This window comes from Roseibium sp. ROS1, from assembly GCF_054658215.1.
This window is the reverse complement of sequence record NZ_BAAGIG010000003.1, coordinates 1086700-1102045: the sequence shown is the minus strand read 5'-3', so window position 1 is coordinate 1102045 and position 15346 is coordinate 1086700. Positions and strand designations below refer to the sequence as shown.

Annotated in this window: 16 protein-coding genes; 5 read left to right on the top strand and 11 right to left on the bottom strand. The window is 60.3% G+C overall.

The window, feature by feature from the left end:
- Positions 1-37: 37 nt before the first annotated feature.
- Together ACYQ6M_RS21200 and pheS are read right to left on the bottom strand one after the other, a co-directional pair.
- A complete protein-coding gene (locus ACYQ6M_RS21200) occupies positions 38-691 on the bottom strand; it encodes a hypothetical protein (RefSeq protein ID WP_022999681.1) in 654 nt (217 codons plus the stop codon).
- Positions 692-715: 24 nt separating this feature from the next.
- Entirely contained in the window at positions 716-1798 is a 1083-nt protein-coding gene (gene pheS, locus ACYQ6M_RS21195; protein WP_168686433.1) for a phenylalanine--tRNA ligase subunit alpha, read from the bottom strand.
- Positions 1799-2271: 473 nt separating this feature from the next.
- Here pheS and ACYQ6M_RS21190 point away from each other — a divergent pair, with 473 nt between their 5' ends.
- A complete protein-coding gene (locus tag ACYQ6M_RS21190) occupies positions 2272-3225 on the top strand; it encodes a YihY/virulence factor BrkB family protein (RefSeq protein WP_055657403.1) in 954 nt (317 codons plus the stop codon).
- Between the two features lie 24 nt (positions 3226-3249).
- Here the strand turns inward: ACYQ6M_RS21190 and ACYQ6M_RS21185 are convergent, their stop codons facing one another.
- Positions 3250-4167 (bottom strand): LysR substrate-binding domain-containing protein, encoded by a 918-nt coding sequence (locus ACYQ6M_RS21185; RefSeq protein ID WP_460075396.1) that lies wholly within the window; start codon positions 4165-4167, stop codon positions 3250-3252.
- Positions 4168-4300: 133 nt separating this feature from the next.
- On the opposite strand from ACYQ6M_RS21185, the gene ACYQ6M_RS21180 reads away from it, so the two are divergent.
- Positions 4301-4438: a hypothetical protein gene (locus tag ACYQ6M_RS21180; protein WP_167579506.1), complete on the top strand. Its 138-nt coding sequence runs from the start codon at positions 4301-4303 to the stop codon at positions 4436-4438.
- Between the two features lie 208 nt (positions 4439-4646).
- Here ACYQ6M_RS21180 and ACYQ6M_RS21175 read toward each other — a convergent pair whose 3' ends face one another.
- Positions 4647-5051, bottom strand: coding sequence for a tautomerase family protein (locus ACYQ6M_RS21175; protein WP_031268883.1), 405 nt, complete (start codon positions 5049-5051; stop codon positions 4647-4649).
- A 102-nt stretch (positions 5052-5153) separates the two neighbouring features.
- Here ACYQ6M_RS21175 and ACYQ6M_RS21170 point away from each other — a divergent pair, with 102 nt between their 5' ends.
- A complete protein-coding gene (locus ACYQ6M_RS21170; RefSeq protein WP_460075394.1) occupies positions 5154-5993 on the top strand; it encodes a LysR family transcriptional regulator in 840 nt (279 codons plus the stop codon).
- 42 nt (positions 5994-6035) lie between these two features.
- Here the strand turns inward: ACYQ6M_RS21170 and ACYQ6M_RS21165 are convergent, their stop codons facing one another.
- Positions 6036-6620 (bottom strand): PhnA domain-containing protein, encoded by a 585-nt coding sequence (locus tag ACYQ6M_RS21165; protein ID WP_460075393.1) that lies wholly within the window; start codon positions 6618-6620, stop codon positions 6036-6038.
- A 43-nt stretch (positions 6621-6663) separates the two neighbouring features.
- Positions 6664-8469: a translation elongation factor 4 gene (gene lepA, locus ACYQ6M_RS21160; RefSeq protein ID WP_022999689.1), complete on the bottom strand. Its 1806-nt coding sequence runs from the start codon at positions 8467-8469 to the stop codon at positions 6664-6666.
- Between the two features lie 239 nt (positions 8470-8708).
- Here lepA and ACYQ6M_RS21155 point away from each other — a divergent pair, with 239 nt between their 5' ends.
- Positions 8709-9224 (top strand): GNAT family N-acetyltransferase, encoded by a 516-nt coding sequence (locus tag ACYQ6M_RS21155; protein ID WP_031268885.1) that lies wholly within the window; start codon positions 8709-8711, stop codon positions 9222-9224.
- A gap of 17 nt (positions 9225-9241) precedes the next feature.
- On the opposite strand, the gene mepA is transcribed toward ACYQ6M_RS21155, so the two are convergent.
- The 3 genes from mepA to ACYQ6M_RS21140 all read right to left on the bottom strand — a co-directional run bounded on the left by mepA (position 9242) and on the right by ACYQ6M_RS21140 (position 12528).
- Entirely contained in the window at positions 9242-10273 is a 1032-nt protein-coding gene (gene mepA / locus ACYQ6M_RS21150; protein WP_022999691.1) for a penicillin-insensitive murein endopeptidase, read from the bottom strand.
- 126 nt (positions 10274-10399) lie between these two features.
- Entirely contained in the window at positions 10400-11485 is a 1086-nt protein-coding gene (locus ACYQ6M_RS21145) for a patatin-like phospholipase family protein (RefSeq protein WP_022999692.1), read from the bottom strand.
- Positions 11486-11724: 239 nt separating this feature from the next.
- Entirely contained in the window at positions 11725-12528 is an 804-nt protein-coding gene (locus ACYQ6M_RS21140; RefSeq protein WP_460075389.1) for an alpha/beta fold hydrolase, read from the bottom strand.
- 219 nt (positions 12529-12747) lie between these two features.
- On the opposite strand from ACYQ6M_RS21140, the gene ACYQ6M_RS21135 reads away from it, so the two are divergent.
- Complete coding sequence (locus tag ACYQ6M_RS21135; protein WP_022999695.1) at positions 12748-13791, top strand: M42 family metallopeptidase; 1044 nt, start codon at positions 12748-12750, stop codon at positions 13789-13791.
- 143 nt (positions 13792-13934) lie between these two features.
- On the opposite strand, the gene ACYQ6M_RS21130 is transcribed toward ACYQ6M_RS21135, so the two are convergent.
- Entirely contained in the window at positions 13935-14606 is a 672-nt protein-coding gene (locus ACYQ6M_RS21130; RefSeq protein WP_460075387.1) for a hypothetical protein, read from the bottom strand.
- 44 nt (positions 14607-14650) lie between these two features.
- Positions 14651-15331, bottom strand: coding sequence for an alpha/beta hydrolase (locus ACYQ6M_RS21125; protein ID WP_460075385.1), 681 nt, complete (start codon positions 15329-15331; stop codon positions 14651-14653).
- Positions 15332-15346: the final 15 nt, after the last annotated feature.

Genomic DNA, 15346 nt, shown 5'->3' with positions numbered 1-15346 from the left:
GTGCGGTCTCAGGACCGCGAAACGGGACGTGGAGGCCTCAGTTGCCGAGCCGGTCCACTTCGGGAATGATGGTCGCAGCGCCGTAGTTTTCGGCAAAGCGGCGGCCGATGTCGGAAAAGTCGCGGGTCCAGCCGCGCACGATCTCCGGCGTGATCTGCTGTTTGGTGGCAATCGCCTGGGCAGCTTCCGTCTCGATCCGGTCCCGCAGGATGCCGAGTTCGACCTGGGCCGCATATTCGGCCCGGTACTTGCCGAGCCAGCCCATGGCGACAATCAACACCATCACCAGAAGGGCCGCGGTGCTGGTCAAGCCGGCCCACTTGGCGGTACCGCCGATCCGCCGGTCGCTGGCGATCAGAACGATCGAAGCAATGGTCAGGAACGCCACGATATAGATTGCCTGCAGGAAGCTCTGGTACTTCTCGGCCGAGCTTGCCTCGTGGCCGGCACGCAGACGCGTGATCCGGTCACGGAGATAAAGCAGCGCATCGGCTTCGGTGCCCAGCTTCTCCCGGAAGTAGGTGTCGCAGAACCGCAGCCGGCCCCGGTTCTCGATCTTGTCCGCGCAGGCCTCGAGGAACGAGGTCGGTGTCGCGACGCGTGTTTCCTGGTCGCTGGTCTGCGCGGCTGCCGGCAACAGGGCGGCAACGGTCAGCATGGCGGCAAGAACGATGCGGATCAGCAATGACATGATGGCGCCCCCAAATTCAGGCGGTTAACTGGACAGACCGCCGAACAGTGTCGGCAGGTCGAGTGGGCGGAAGCCGTAATGCTGGATCCAGCGGACGTCGGCGTCGAAGAAGGCGCGCAGGTCCGGCATGCCGTATTTCAGCATCGCGATGCGATCGATCCCCATGCCCCAGGCAAAACCCTGGTAGACATCCGGGTCGAGGCCGCAGTTGCGGATGACGTTCGGATGAACCATGCCGCAGCCGAGAATTTCCAGCCAGTCTTCGCCCTGGCCGATCTTCACTTCGCCTCCGGACCGGTCACACTGGATGTCGACTTCCATGGACGGTTCGGTGAACGGGAAGAAGCTCGGGCGGAAGCGCATCTTGATGTCGTCGACTTCGAAGAAGGCCTTGCAGAATTCCCGCAGCACCCATTTCAGATGACCGAAATGGCTGTCCTTGTCGATCACGAGGCCTTCCACCTGGTGGAACATCGGCGTGTGGGTCTGGTCACTGTCGCAGCGATAGGTCCGGCCCGGAATGATGACGCGGATCGGTGGTTCCTGATTGCGCATGGTGCGGATCTGCACCGGCGAGGTGTGCGTGCGCAGCAGCAGCCGTTCGCCGTCTTCCTTCGGATTGAAGAAGAACGTGTCGTGCATCTCGCGCGCCGGGTGGCCTTCTGGAAAGTTCAGCGCGGTGAAGTTCAGCTCGTCGGTCTCGATGTCCGGACCTTCCGCAATGGAAAAGCCCATGTCGGCGAAGATCGCCGTCAGTTCGTCGATGACCTGGCTGACTGGGTGAATACGGCCGGTCTCCGCCGGTGTTGCGCGCAGCGGCAGGGTGATATCCACCTTCTCGCTAGCCAGCCGTGCTTCCAGGGCCGCTTCCGCCAGCACATCCTTGCGGGCGGCGATGGCGTCGGTGACCTTCGCCTTGAGGCCGTTGAGGGCAGGGCCCATCACCTGGCGCTCTTCAGGCGTCATCTTGCCGAGCGTTTTCATCTGCTCGGAAATTGAGCCCTTCTTGCCAAGGGCGGCAACGCGGATGTCTTCCAGGGCGGCTTCGGTCCCGGCGCCTTCGATGGCGGCCAGAAGATCGGATTCAAGTGTGTCGAGGTTGGACATGCGTACTCGGTCGTCGGTTCGCGCGGTGCGCGCGGAGGTGTCGAAACAGAAAGTCGGGGTCTTTTAGCGAATAATGGCGGTGATTGCCACGGCCTCATGCGCATTATTGCGTGAGTTCCCGAAGAGAAGAAAAGCGCCGGAATTAAAGCGCGTTAGCGCGTAAATCGACCGCAGGCGGGGCCCTGCAGCTCGATGAGGCGCACGTCGATCCCGGAAAGAGGCTGAGAGCCACTGCAAAGGCCGGAACGGCGGATATGTGCGGTAAGGTCGCTCATGGGGCGTCAATGTAGCGAAAGGCGAGGCGTTGGCAAGCGGAAAAGGAGAGGCAGCCTTGCGCCTCAATCTGGCCAATGCGTAGCGGCGAGCCCCAGGCACCGGAACTCAATCCCCTCCCGGGCGTTTACCTTTGAACTCCCTGCTGTTTGCCAACGTCCGTGGACAGAAGGGCGTGGGCAGGCAACTGAGGGGGTAACATGGCACGTGGAAGAGATGCGGGCAGTCCGGAAAAGATCCCGCCAATGGGCTGGCTGGATATCAGCTACCGGGTGTGGAACGCGGTCCAGCGCGACCACATCGACCTGATTGCCGCCGGCGTTGCCTTCTACGGTCTTCTTGCGATCTTCCCGACCATAACTGCGTTCACGGCGCTGTCAGGGCTTGTGGTTGAACCTGTCGAGGTCAGCCGTCAGCTTGAAATGATCGAGAACTTTCTGCCGAAGGAGGCGTCGCAAATCATTCTGGCGCAGGCCGCAGATGTAGCAGGCAGCGAGAATGCGGGGCTCGGCTTCGCCTTCGTCATCGGCCTGGGCATCGCGCTCTATTCCACCTCCAAGGGCATGGCCAGCCTCATGGAAGGGCTTAACATCGCCTATGACGAGGTTGAGAAGCGGGGCTTCATTGCGCTGAAAGCCCGAACCTTCGTGATGACGATCCTGCTTGTTTTCGCTCTGGTCTTGGGGTTGGTGTCCGCCCTTCTCCTGCCGGTTGTCTTCAGTTATCTCGCCTTGCCGGACTGGTTGGAGAAGGTCCTGTCATCGGCCCGCTGGATCATCCTGGGATTTCTGACCGTCACCGGTCTTTCCTTCGTTTACAGGTTCGGGCCGTCTCGAACCGATGCCAAATGGAAATGGATCACGCCCGGCGCGGTCATCGCCTGCCTCCTGTGGCTTGCCGCGTCCTACGGGTTCTCGGTCTATGTGGCGAACTTTGCCAGCTACAATAAAACGTTCGGCAGCCTTGCCGGCGTCATCATCCTGCTGATGTGGCTCTGGATTTCGGCGTATATCATCTTGCTCGGGGCCGAGTTGAATGGCGAGATGGAAGCGCAGACCCGCCGCGACAGCACCGTCGGTCCGGACCGGCCAATGGGCACACGCGGCGCCGTGAAGGCCGACATACTGGGCAAATCCATTGCAAGTGCTGAGTAGAGGTGCGCGATGAGCGAAAAACGCTTACGCCTCCACCATATCGGCTCCTTTCGGTCTGCCGATGGAGCCTTGCAGCTCCTCCCGCAACCAGTCGCCGAAAGCCTTCTTGGCCTTTGTCTGAGGGGCGTTTTTACCGCTGACCAGCCAGTAGGCGCTGCCCGTGGCGGGGCGCTCGGGGAAGGGGGCAATCACCTGGCCGGACTTCACTGCATAAACCGCAAGCGTTTCCCAGGCCAGAAACACCCCGTGGCCGGCGATTGCCGCATCCAGGCACAGCGAACCGTCTGAAAAGGTCGGGCCATCCTGCAGGATGCTCTCATCGAGGCCGAAGAGATCAAGCCAGGTTTTCCAGGTAAACATTTGTCCGGGGTCACGGATGATCGGCAGCTTGCCGATGTCCTTCGGCTCCTTGATCTGTCTGGCTAGCGCCGGGCTGCAGACGGGAAACACCCGCTGGTGCAGCAACTGCTCTGCCTTGACGCCCGGATAGGGTCCCTTGCCGACACGGATACACAGATCGACATCGCTCATGTCCGGATCGACCAGGTCCACCGTCGCTTCCACCCGAACCCGGATCCCCGGATGCATCTTGTTGAAGTTCTTGAGATGCCAAACCAGCCATTTTCCGGCGAAGACCGGGGCAACCGAAATCGTCAGCGCATCTTCCCGTCCGCGCTGGGTGGTGGCGATCGCGGTCGAAAGAGAGGACATGGCGCTGGTCAGATGTGGCTGCATTGCAAGCACATGAGCGGTTGGCAACAGCATACGGTTCTGCCGGTCGAACAGCTGCACGCCAAGCTGGGCCTCGGTCTTGTGAACCTGCTGGCTGACGGCGCCCACGGTTACGCCGAGTTCGTCCGCGGCCGCCTTGACAGAGCCCAACCGGGCGACGGCTTCCACGGCGCGAAGACCGGAGAGGTGAATGCGATTGAGGTTTTTCATTTTAGAAAAGCTAAACTGAAAATCAGAATAAGTCGATTTTTTTAGCGAGTAGTGGCGTCTATATAAGGAGCATAGCTAAATTCAAAGAAGGAATTTGGCCATGCAAAAAACAATAATAAGGAGAATGAAACTCATGATGAAACTGTTTATGCGCCGACACCTGACGGCTCGTCCGGCTTCCGCATATGACCGCACCGACCCGATGTCCCATCCGGCAATCGTGCGCATGTCCCAGCGTGAACTGGCCGACCTTCCGCTCAACCGGCGCTAAGGCTGAAGACCGGCTGAAAGGCCGGTCCCCAAACCTTCCGATCGACCCACCGCAAGGACAGGCCGGTTGGACAAGACTTCCAAACCAGAAAACGGCGCCTGGGCGGCAAGCCCGGCGCCGTTTCTGTCTTTGGGAGGCAATACCGCATTTTAGTGCGTTCGCTATCTTGCCTGGTGATCAGGTCGACCGGCTTCCTGTCCGGTTCGGATCAAACGGCGACCGGTTGCCTGTCGGCATATTGCGCGACGCCATGGCCGAACGACCAGTTCTCAAGCCTTGTCTCGACCAGGTTGATGAAAATGTCTTCGGAACGGATGCCGACTTCGCGGGCCAGGCCCTTTGCGATCCGGGCAAACAGCGCTTTCTTCTGGTCGACGCTGCGCGTATCGCTGACGGTCAGTTGGATGATGATCAGATCATCCGACCGGTCGATATTCATGAAGTGGCGGCCGAACAGGAAATCTTCGCGTGGATGTTCGGTGATCATCATGAACTTGTCGTCCTGCGGCACGCCGAAGGTCTCGCGCATTGCCTGATAGATCTCGTCCAGGATTGCTGATTTCTGCGCAGCGGTCCTGGAGCCTTTCAGCAGGGAAACATTGGTAAGCGGCATCTTGTCCTCCGTCATTCGGTGATGCTGCCAACCTTATTGCGGCATCAAAGATAACAGAAACAAATCTTTGATATTTCAAAAATCATAAATTAGAATGATTGCATGACCGATCTCGACATGGATCTCTTGCGCGCTTTTGTTCGTGTTGCCGAAACAGGCAGCTTTACCCGGGCAGGGCAGATGACGGGGGCAAGCCAGTCTGCTGTCAGCGTCAAGATCAAGAAACTGGAAGACCGTCTCGGCAGCTCCTTGCTCAGCCGATCGCCCCGGTCCGTCCGATTGACGAGCTTCGGTGCTCGTTTTTTAAGTGACGCCCGCAGTCTGATCGACCTGCATGACAGGGTAACGGCCCGCGTTTCAGGTCCTTCCGTTCAAAAGCGGCTTCGGTGCGGTATCAGCGATCACGCCGCGGGAGGCCGCCTCCCGGAGATTATCGCATCCCTCAGCAAGGCCTTGCCGGAACATCGTCTCCATGTTGCGGTCGGTTATTCGGATACGCTGTACAACGACTTCAAGGCAGGTCTGTTCAGCGCGATCATGGTGCGCTCCGAGGACGTCGAGGGCACGGGTCATGTGGCGTTCGAAGAAAATCTCGTCTGGACAGCCGCCAGGGATTTCACCTGGGAAACCGGTACCCCGTTCCCCTTGGTGGCGCTTTCGGAAACCTGCGCCCTCCGGCGCCTGGCAACTGGCACGCTCAAGGATGCGGGGATCGTTTTTGAAGACGCCTTCACCGGCACCGGTGTCGGTGCCATACAGGGGGCGGTCAGCGCAGGGCTCGGCATTGCCTGTCTCGACCGGCGAAATATTCCGGAGGGATGTCGCGAAGTCGGGGAACTCTATCGGCTGCCAGAATTGCCGAAAACAAGGATGACGCTCTTCTGCCGGGAAGACCCGACAATTGTTTCGGCTATCCTTCAGGTCTTCCGGGAGGCGGCGTAAGCGCTCTCCCAGGGCGTGTTGATCAGCTCAGAAACGAGCTGATCAGGCCTTCTTCACGAACTCCGTCAGGATGACGATCCGCTGATCGTTCACGCGGCCTTCGATCTGGGAGGCATTGTCCGCAACAAGGGAGATGTTGCGCACGGCGGTGCCGCGCTTGGCGGTGAAGTTGGCGCCCTTGACCTTGAGATCCTTGATCAATGTCACCGTGTCGCCAGCGGCAAGAACGGCGCCGTGCGTATCCTTGTGGACCACGCCGTCGTCACCTTCGCCCGCGCTGCCGCCAAGGCCGGCCTTGGCCCAGGCAAGCGTTTCGTCGTCCAGATACAGCATGTCCAGAAGATCACGCGCCCAGCTCTCGTCGCGCATTCTGGAAAGCATGCGGTAGGCGACAACCTGAACCGGGGGAACCTGGCTCCAGGCGGCTTCGTTGAGGCAGAGCCAATGCTTCGGGTCGATATCGGCGGCACCTGAAATCTGGTCGGCACATGTGGTGCAAGCCAGAACCGCCATTTCGGCCGTGCCATCCGTATCGGGGCCGACATCCAGCGGCCGCAGCGCTTCGGTAGCGCCGCAGAACTCGCAAACGTTGCCGGCGCGGTCGGAAAGGGTCTGTTCAATACTCATGGCAAGGCCTTGCTGGGATTGGCGCGGCGCGCCAATCGGTTTCTCACTCGTCCATCTTCAGGGCCTGGATAAAGGCTTCCTGCGGGATCTCGACCTTGCCGAACTGACGCATCTTCTTCTTGCCGGCCTTCTGCTTCTCAAGCAGCTTGCGCTTACGGGTGGCGTCGCCGCCATAACACTTGGCAGTCACGTCCTTGCGCAGGGCGGAGATGGTCTCGCGGGCGATCACGCGGCCGCCGATGGCTGCCTGGATCGGTATCTTGAACATGTGCCGCGGGATCAGCTCTTTCAGCTTTTCGCACATGGCGCGGCCACGGCGTTCCGCCTGGCTGCGGTGCACGAGCACGGAAAGCGCATCCACCGGCTCTTCGTTGACCAGGATCGACATCCTGACCAGATCGCCGGCCCGGTAGTCCGAAATCTGATAGTCGAACGATGCGTAGCCCTTGGAGATCGACTTCAGGCGATCGTAGAAGTCGAACACGACTTCGTTGAGCGGCAGGTCGTAGGTCACCATCGCGCGGGAGCCGACATAGGACAGGTCGATCTGAAGACCGCGCCGTTCCTGGCACAGTTTCAGGATACCGCCCAGATATTCGTCCGGCGTCATGATGGTTGCGCGGATCCAGGGCTCGCGGATTTCGGAAATCTTCACCACATCCGGCATGTCGGCCGGGTTGTGAAGTTCGACCTCCGCACCGTCCGTCAGGGACATCTGGTAGACCACCGACGGCGCGGTCGCGATCAGGTCGAGGTCGAATTCGCGGTAGAGCCGTTCCTGGATGATTTCCAGGTGCAGCAGACCGAGGAAGCCGCAGCGGAAGCCGAAGCCGAGAGCTGCGGATGTTTCCATTTCAAACGAGAACGAGGCATCGTTGAGGCGCAGCTTGCCCATGGCAGCGCGCAGATCCTCGAAGTCGTTCGCGTCGACCGGGAAGAGACCGCAGAACACGACCGGCTGAGCCGGCTTGAAGCCCGGAAGGGCTTCCGTGCAGGGTTTCTTTTCCAGGGTGATGGTATCACCGACACGGGTGTCGGCCACTTCCTTGATGGACCCGGTGATGACGCCGATCTCGCCGGCCTTCAGCTCGTCCACTTGCAGGAATTTCGGGGTCATGACGCCGACGCGGTCGACATCATAGGCAGCGCCCGTACCCATCATCTTGATCTTCTGGCCTCTCTTCAGGGAGCCGTCGATGACACGGACGAGCACCATCACGCCGAGATAGGTGTCGTACCAGCTGTCGACCAGCATCGCCTTCAGTGTCGCTTCCGGGTCTCCTTCCGGAGGCGGCAGCTTGGAAACGATCGCTTCCAGCACGTCGTCGACACCAAGACCGGTCTTGGCGGAGATCATGCAGGCTTCTGACGCATCAATGCCGATCACGTCCTCGATCTGTTCCTTGATGCGGTCCGGTTCGGCCGCAGGCAGGTCGATCTTGTTGAGGACGGTGACGATCTCATGATCGTTGTCGATGGCCTGATAGACGTTGGCGAGCGTCTGGGCTTCCACACCCTGAGAGGCGTCGACCACCAGCAGCGAGCCTTCACAGGCCGCCAGCGAGCGGGACACTTCATAGGCAAAGTCCACGTGGCCCGGCGTGTCGATCAGGTTCAGCGTATATTGTTCGCCGTCCTTGGCATTGTAGATCAGTCGCACTGTTTGCGCCTTGATCGTGATGCCGCGCTCGCGTTCGATGTCCATCGAATCGAGCACCTGCTCGGTCATTTCGCGGTCGGTCAGCGTGCCGGTCATCTGGATCAGGCGGTCGGCCAGCGTCGACTTGCCGTGATCGATATGAGCCACGATGGAAAAGTTGCGGATGTTGGAAAGCTTCTTCGTCGTCATGGCCGCCCCTTTACCATTGCAATTCGATTTCGCCTAGTAGATTGAAGCCTTCGGGCGTTGAATTCCGGTGCTTTTTTGCACCCTCGGGCGAATGCCGGGTTTCGCCGCTCCGGCAGGGATATGGCGCCTCCGGCAAATGACGTAGCCCGCAGGTGACATTTGTCGTGGCAAATCAACCTCAAAGTGTGATCTAGATTGTATCGGCACTGATGTGTCCAGCAGCCTGACAAGAGAGCATGATGTTGATCCGTAATGCAGAACCGAAGGATGTCCCGTCGATCCTGGCGCTTTATAACCAGGCTGTGCGCGAGACGACGGCTGCCTGGACAAATCGTGAGGAAACGCTGGACGACAGGCTGACCTGGTACGAAGGCCGGGTGAAGCAGGGGCTGCCGGTTCTGGTGGCCGTGGACGATGCAGATACTGTTCTCGGGTTCGCCAGCTTCGGGCCGTTCCGGCCTCGCGAAGGGTACCGTCTGACGGCGGAACATTCCGTCTATGTCGACCCGGCGGCACAGCGGCGCGGCATTGGGAAGGCGCTTCTGGAGCGGTTGGTCGAAATTGCCGCCGACATGAAATTACATGTGCTGGTCGGCGTCATCGACGGGGACAATTCTGCCTCCATCGCCCTTCACGAGAAACTTGGTTTTCATGTTGCCGGCCGTCTGCCGGAAGCCGGCACCAAGTTCGGCCGCTGGCTGGATCTGGTCTTCGTTGCCAGGGTTCTGGGGCCGATGCAATCGCCGAACGCCTAGGCGTCACCCAGCCGGTCTCAATTGGCCGTCAGCACCGACCGGCAGTCATTCGGCAGGGCTGCCAGGGCCATGGGCCGTTTCTTGACCACTTTCGGAGGTTCTCCGGGCTTGGGGGGATTTTTGGGAACCCAGGGTTCGTCGGACAGCCAATAGGCAAGGTCCGCGCCACAGCCATCGCCCGGGGGCGGCGGGTTCTGGTTCTTGCAGCCGGCACTGCCTGCAGGGCAGGAAAGGCGTACGTGGAAGTGATAGTGATGTCCCCACCACGGTCGTACCTTGCGCAACCAGGCGCGGTTGCCGCCTTTCTCGAAATCGCACAGAGCCTTCTTGATCGTCGGGCTGACGAAGATGCGTGCAACACGCTGGTCGGATGCGGCGCGCCGGATCAGCCGAGCATGGTCATCTGACCATTTCCTGGGGTCGACACGCCGGTCTGCACCCTTGACGTCCATCGGACCGATCAGCATCGAAATAGCGGAGATGTCTTCGCGTTCCTGAGCGGTCAGGCGCCGGTTCGGCATTTCCGTCAGCCAGATATCGGCATCGAGGCCAATCTGATGGCTGGCATGGCCGGATGTCATCGGCCCGCCGCGCGGCTGCGCGATATCGCCGACAAGCAAACCGTTCCAGCCGACCTTGGGGGCATCGCTGGCCAGATCCTTGAGATAGTCGATCAGGACAGGGTGGCCCCAATTGCGATTGCGCGACAGACGCATTGCCTGCCAGGTCGGGCCATCCGTCGGCAATTCAGCTCCGCCTGCAAGGCAACCCTTGGCGTAGGATCCGATCGAGCGGGCTTTCAGTTGAGCAGGTCCAGTGGCGGCGCCGAAATAGTCTCGTGCTGGCTGGTCCCCATAAAGCACCAGCTTGGGCTTGTTCGCGACATAGCCTTCCGGAACATCGCGTTTCTTTACCGGGACAGGCACACCGGCCACCAGTTCGACGGTCGGCGAATAGTCCTCGGAGACGGGATCGGCCGGTTTGGCTGTCGGTACCGGCGCGGCTGACGCAACGAGACAGGATACCTGGAACGCGGCTGCAAATGCCATGAAGCCGGACACCGAAGGTGCCCAGCGATTTCGCTTGCCTGTTTTCCCCGTTCTCACGTCGAAACCTCGTGCGCCAGTCTGGGTGTTCCGCCGTCGTTGCTCCCGCCGCGACGATCACCTCACTCGTCAGGCAGCATGCACCAAATCGGGTGCTTCCGCATCCGATTCGCTATTATCCACATGCGCTGCGATCATGTCGGCGAACGCGTCGAGGAAAACCGTGTTGTCGCGGATCACCCTGTCTGCAGCACCATTCAGCGTGATGATGTTGCCGGGACGGGCGTTGTCGATGTCTTCGGCTTCCGGTGGAAGATCGGCGTCGAGCCTGTGATAGGTCACGTTCGGCAGTTCTGCAAAGAGCTGCCGTGCCTGATCGGAGGTTGTCTGGCTTTGCGCATCGGCCAGGATCGACATCAGCGGCGCGCCCTTGGAGGGCTGCAGCCAGCCGAGGGCACCCCAGCCAACGGCGTCCTTGTAAAGGAACGACCGTGCCGGTGCCCTGCCGGTGCCAAGCGACAGGATGACGATCTCATCGTCGCCCCAGCCAAGATTGCGGGCTTCCAGATACGCTGCCACTGTCGGGTCTTTCATGAAGACCGTTCCATCGATCAGGGCTTCCTCACGCCGGCGGCTGAGATTTTCAACGCGTGCCGGTTCGAAATACGAGGGGGTGGCGGTGGTCGCACGCACAGCCTGCCAGAAGTAGTAGTCGTCCGGCCGGCCGCTGCTTGCTTCAAGGCCGTTTGTCAGGAATACGGGTTTGCGCTGTTCCAGATCGTAGGCGGTCAGGACAAGATGGGTCAGGCCACTGGCCATGGAGGTCCAGCCGAAGCGTTCCTTCAGCAGCTTTTCCAGCGGCCGCGGATCGTAGGTTTCATCGAACAGGCCAAGCGAACTGGTGACGGTTCTGGCCAGTCGGGCCGAGATTGATGATTTGAAGATTTCCCGCGCGTCGCGTTCGAAGAAGCTGCGCAGCTCATCAATGGTCGCGGCAGGTGCGCCGGCGGTGCCGCCTGGGCGTGGTGCGGATAGGCCTGCAGCAATCAGGCCGCCGGTAGAAGAACCGGCCATCAGATCGAAAACCTGGTGCAGCGGCTCGCTAACGCCGCGCTGGCTCAATCGGCTTTCAAGTGTCTCAAGCAGCCGAAGCGGAATGAGGCCACGAATGCCGCCGCCGTCAATGGAAAGAATAAAACGTTTTTTCTGGGTCATGGGATTCCCCGGGATCGTCGCAATGGAAGGCGCTACATCTCTCCGAGAAGACGGGAGACGCTTTTTGCTTACCTTTAGAATGTTGTCATCAATTGCGACACTGCAATGGCAAAGCGAAAAACAGGCGGACGATTTTTCGAAATTGGCGAGCAAGAAGTTAAACCGACTTCGCTAATCTGCGAAGACCGACCGCAGTTTTCCTTTTCTTGCGACGGCCAGCAGCCTGCCCGGGTGCTGGATCACGAAATATTCACCAGGAAACTGGAGATGGTTTCAACCAGCAGGTCCGGGCATTCCCTGTGAGGCGTGTGCCCTCTTCCTTCCAGGATGACCTTCTGTCCGCCGGTGCTATTGGCGATGTGTTCCGGGTGGCGGGTTGATCCGTATTCGTCCAGTGCGCCGTGGATCGCAAGGGTGGTGCAGCGGACACCGGCAAGCGCATCGTCAAGGGACCAATGGGCGAAGGCGGGCGAAAGCCATGATTCCGTCCAGGCATCCAGCACCCAGCGCGCCTTGTCGCCGTGATAGAGCGCAAGTCTGTCGAACGCGCCGGGATCGGCAAACGCGGTGCGTGCTTCGCGCACACCTTCCAGGGTGCGGTCCTCGATAAGCGCCTGAGCGGCAATCGTGACCAGGGCCGTGACCTTCTCGGGATGCTGTGCGGCCGTATGCACCGCCATGCCGCCACCGACGCTGTGCCCACAGGCAACAAATCGCGTGAGGTCCAGCTGCTCGCACAGCGCAGGCACAACCGTGCTGCCTTCATCCGCAATGAAGCTTGCGGGCAGGATGTCTTCGCGCACCGACGACTGGCCGAAGCCGGGCCTGTCATAGGCAATCACGACCCGTCCGCTGGCCACGGCAAGGCGTTCGGGAAAATCACGCCAGAGGGCGATACAGCCAAGAGAATCGTGAAAAAGGAGCACCGGCACCTTGCCGGGCAAACGATCTTCAGGCGTCCAGCAGCGAACGTGAACGGTGGAGTTGCCGACCGTGACGGCGCGCGTTTCGACATGGACGGTGCCGGACAAAAGAGTGGTCAAAGAAGAAAACCTTTCCATTCGCATTGAAGGGCTGTGCCGGGAAACGGCGGAACGGTCTGTCAGGATTCGCATGGGGGATGCGGTTTCCTGCCGAGGCTTATCGCAGGCCATGCACCTGCAACAAGCCTCTCTTTTCGAACTAATCTGTCTTGGCTCTTTATCCCGCGCGGTCTTTCGGACTAGGATCGTGCCGATTTTCCAACCTTCACAGGAAGTTCCATGAATATCGATCTGCTTCGCCGACTTTGCGAAACGCCGGGTGTACCGGGTCACGAACACCGGGTCCGCGACCTGATTCAGGCGGAAATCAAGGGCTTGTTCGACGAGGTTACCGTCGACCCGATGGGTTCGCTGCTTTGCCGCCGCGACAGCCGCAAGGCTTCCAAGAAGGGAACCCCGAAGAAGGTCATGCTTCTGTGCCACATGGATGAGATCGGCTTTCTGGTCTCACATGTCACGGACAAGGGCTTCGTTCACGTGCAGCCGGTTGGTGGCTTCGATGCCCGCAACCTGTTCTCCCGCCGCGTGCTGGTGTCTACCGATGAAGGCGACTTCAAGGGTGTGATGAACCCGGGCGGCAAGCCGATACATATCTCTTCTCCGGAAGAGCGCAAGAAGGTGCCGGAGCCCAAGGAATTCGTCATCGACATGGGCCTTGGCGAAAAGACCAAGGAGATCGTCAAGGTCGGCGACATGGTGACCATGGACGAGCCGCTGATCGAGATCGGTGACAAGGTCGTCTCCAAGGCGCTCGACAACCGTATCGCCTGCTGGCTCGGCATCGAGGCGATCAGAGGTCTGGGCAAGGCCAAGCATGATTGCGAAATTCACGTCGCCTTCACCTGCCAGGAAGAAGTCGGCCTGCGCGGCGCGCGCACCGCGTCCTTCGCCATTGCGCCGGACATCGGGCTTGGCATCGATACCACGCTTGCCTGCGACACGCCGGGCGTTCCCGAGCAGGACCGCACCACGGTGCAGGGCGAAGGCTTCGGTCTGCACGTCAAGGATTCCAGCTTCATCGCGGACCGCGATCTGGTGAAGGAAATCGAAGCCATTGCGGTCAAGGAAAAGATCCCGTTCCAGCGCACCATGCTGGCGGCTGGTGGCCAGGACGGCGCGGCTGCCCAGCAGGCGGCTGCCGGTGCCAAGGCAATCGGCATCGTCGTCGGCACCCGCTACATCCACACGGTCACTGAAATGATCGACAAGGGTGACCTTCAGGCGGCTCTGGACATCATCGTCGCCTACCTGAAAAAGGCGTAAGGCATGGAAAAGGGGAGCTTCGGCTCCCCTTTTTAAGTCAGGTGTCAGATCTGGCTTTTTCTACCTGCTTCATTGCCGGACTTGATCCGGCAGTCCGGTCCAGCCCACGTCCCAACCGGAGCGTACGCGGAAGGGCTGCCTGCTCAGGCTACCAGGCCGAGGAGGTTCGAAACCTGGTCGCCGGTGCCTGCATAAAGCTCGCTGACGGCAGCGCTCTGGTAGCTGAAGGAGCCGTTGTCGAAGTTGCCTTCGATGGAAGAGGCGTTTGCGGAGCGGACGGACAGCCCGGTTTCACTGTCGTAGGACACCCGCTCGAAGGATACGAACTGCGCGGAAACGGTTTCACCACCGATTTCGGCTTCAATGGTGGTCGTTGAAATCGTCGCGCTTTCATAGGCGACATTCGCCGAAGAGCCGCTTTCCTCTTCACCAAGAGCCACCTTCAGTTTGCCGGCAGTCTTCTGATAGTCCTCAACGGTCGCCAGCGAGCCGTCCTTTTCCTTGTCGTCGTCCTTGCCTTTGCCTTTTTCGACCGCATCCTGAAGGGCGGCGATCACGACCGCGTCTTCCTCGGCCTGTTTGCTGGCTGCTTCCAGAGCATTGACGGCGGGGGACTTGTCGTGGCCATTCCGCTGGCCGATCTCGTGGCCGTAGGCGTTGCCCTTGGGATCGTTCTTCTGGCCTTCAGCGCCGCCATTCGAAAAGGAAGCCGTAAAAAGGCTCGCGCTTTGCGTGGTGGTTTCGATGGAAATCTGCATGGCTTCGGATCCCGGCTTGTCCGGCCCTTTCTGGTCCGGCACAGTTGCAGAAAGCATCCTGCAAAACCGTTAACAGGCTATTAACCAATGCATGGCCGTCTTCAGACCGGTTTTGCCGGGCCAAATGCCTTTTCCAGAAACCGACCGCCCAGCACCATGCCGCGCTCGTCAATTGAATGGCCGAGGCCGGCCAAAAGGTGCAGGCTTGAGGAAACCCCAGCATCGTCAAGCGCCTTTTGTGCTGCCTGGGCATGATAGCTGGCAACGACATCGTCTTCCTCGCCATGGACAATCAGCACCGGGCTCTGTGTGTTGACCGGGCCCAGCTGGCTGGCTCCCGGCAACAGTCCGGAAAAACCGATCAGGGCCGCTGGCGGAGACGGGCGGCGCAGGCCGCATTGAAAGGTCATCATGGCTCCCTGGCTGAAGCCGACCAATGCCAACACGCTGCCCTCCAGCGAATGGCGGGCCAGTTCGTCGTCCAGAAATCGGTCGAGCACCGGTTGGGCGGCCTGCGCGCCGAGGCGGTATTCATTGGGATCGCGCTCCTGGAGCGCAAACCATTGCCGTCCGCCGAGCGCTTCAAAGGGAAGGGGTTCAGGAGCGTTCGGCGCAACGAAAGCCGCATCGGGAAGCTGTCCCTGCCAGGCGCGCCCGAGGTCGATCAGGTCAAGACCATCCGCGCCGTAGCCATGCAGGATCACAACCAGCTGACGAGCGGGTTTGCCGGAGGCCGGTGCAAGACGTGGACCGTCGAGAAGGGGAGGAAAGGTGCCTGTCACTTTTGGGGAAACCTG

What these genes read in the sequence shown, in the direction of transcription:
- ACYQ6M_RS21200 (WP_022999681.1), bottom strand. Translation starts at nt 691, where the DNA reads ATGTCATTGCTGATCCGCATCGTTCTTGCCGCCATGCTGACCGTTGCC.
- pheS (WP_168686433.1), bottom strand. Translation starts at nt 1,798, where the DNA reads ATGTCCAACCTCGACACACTTGAATCCGATCTTCTGGCCGCCATCGAA.
- ACYQ6M_RS21190 (WP_055657403.1), top strand. Translation starts at nt 2,272, where the DNA reads ATGGCACGTGGAAGAGATGCGGGCAGTCCGGAAAAGATCCCGCCAATG.
- ACYQ6M_RS21185 (WP_460075396.1), bottom strand. Translation starts at nt 4,167, where the DNA reads ATGAAAAACCTCAATCGCATTCACCTCTCCGGTCTTCGCGCCGTGGAA.
- ACYQ6M_RS21180 (WP_167579506.1), top strand. Translation starts at nt 4,301, where the DNA reads ATGATGAAACTGTTTATGCGCCGACACCTGACGGCTCGTCCGGCTTCC.
- ACYQ6M_RS21175 (WP_031268883.1), bottom strand. Translation starts at nt 5,051, where the DNA reads ATGCCGCTTACCAATGTTTCCCTGCTGAAAGGCTCCAGGACCGCTGCG.
- ACYQ6M_RS21170 (WP_460075394.1), top strand. Translation starts at nt 5,154, where the DNA reads ATGACCGATCTCGACATGGATCTCTTGCGCGCTTTTGTTCGTGTTGCC.
- ACYQ6M_RS21165 (WP_460075393.1), bottom strand. Translation starts at nt 6,620, where the DNA reads ATGAGTATTGAACAGACCCTTTCCGACCGCGCCGGCAACGTTTGCGAG.
- lepA (WP_022999689.1), bottom strand. Translation starts at nt 8,469, where the DNA reads ATGACGACGAAGAAGCTTTCCAACATCCGCAACTTTTCCATCGTGGCT.
- ACYQ6M_RS21155 (WP_031268885.1), top strand. Translation starts at nt 8,709, where the DNA reads ATGTTGATCCGTAATGCAGAACCGAAGGATGTCCCGTCGATCCTGGCG.
- mepA (WP_022999691.1), bottom strand. Translation starts at nt 10,273, where the DNA reads ATGGCATTTGCAGCCGCGTTCCAGGTATCCTGTCTCGTTGCGTCAGCC.
- ACYQ6M_RS21145 (WP_022999692.1), bottom strand. Translation starts at nt 11,485, where the DNA reads ATGACCCAGAAAAAACGTTTTATTCTTTCCATTGACGGCGGCGGCATT.
- ACYQ6M_RS21135 (WP_022999695.1), top strand. Translation starts at nt 12,748, where the DNA reads ATGAATATCGATCTGCTTCGCCGACTTTGCGAAACGCCGGGTGTACCG.
- ACYQ6M_RS21130 (WP_460075387.1), bottom strand. Translation starts at nt 14,606, where the DNA reads ATGCTTTCTGCAACTGTGCCGGACCAGAAAGGGCCGGACAAGCCGGGA.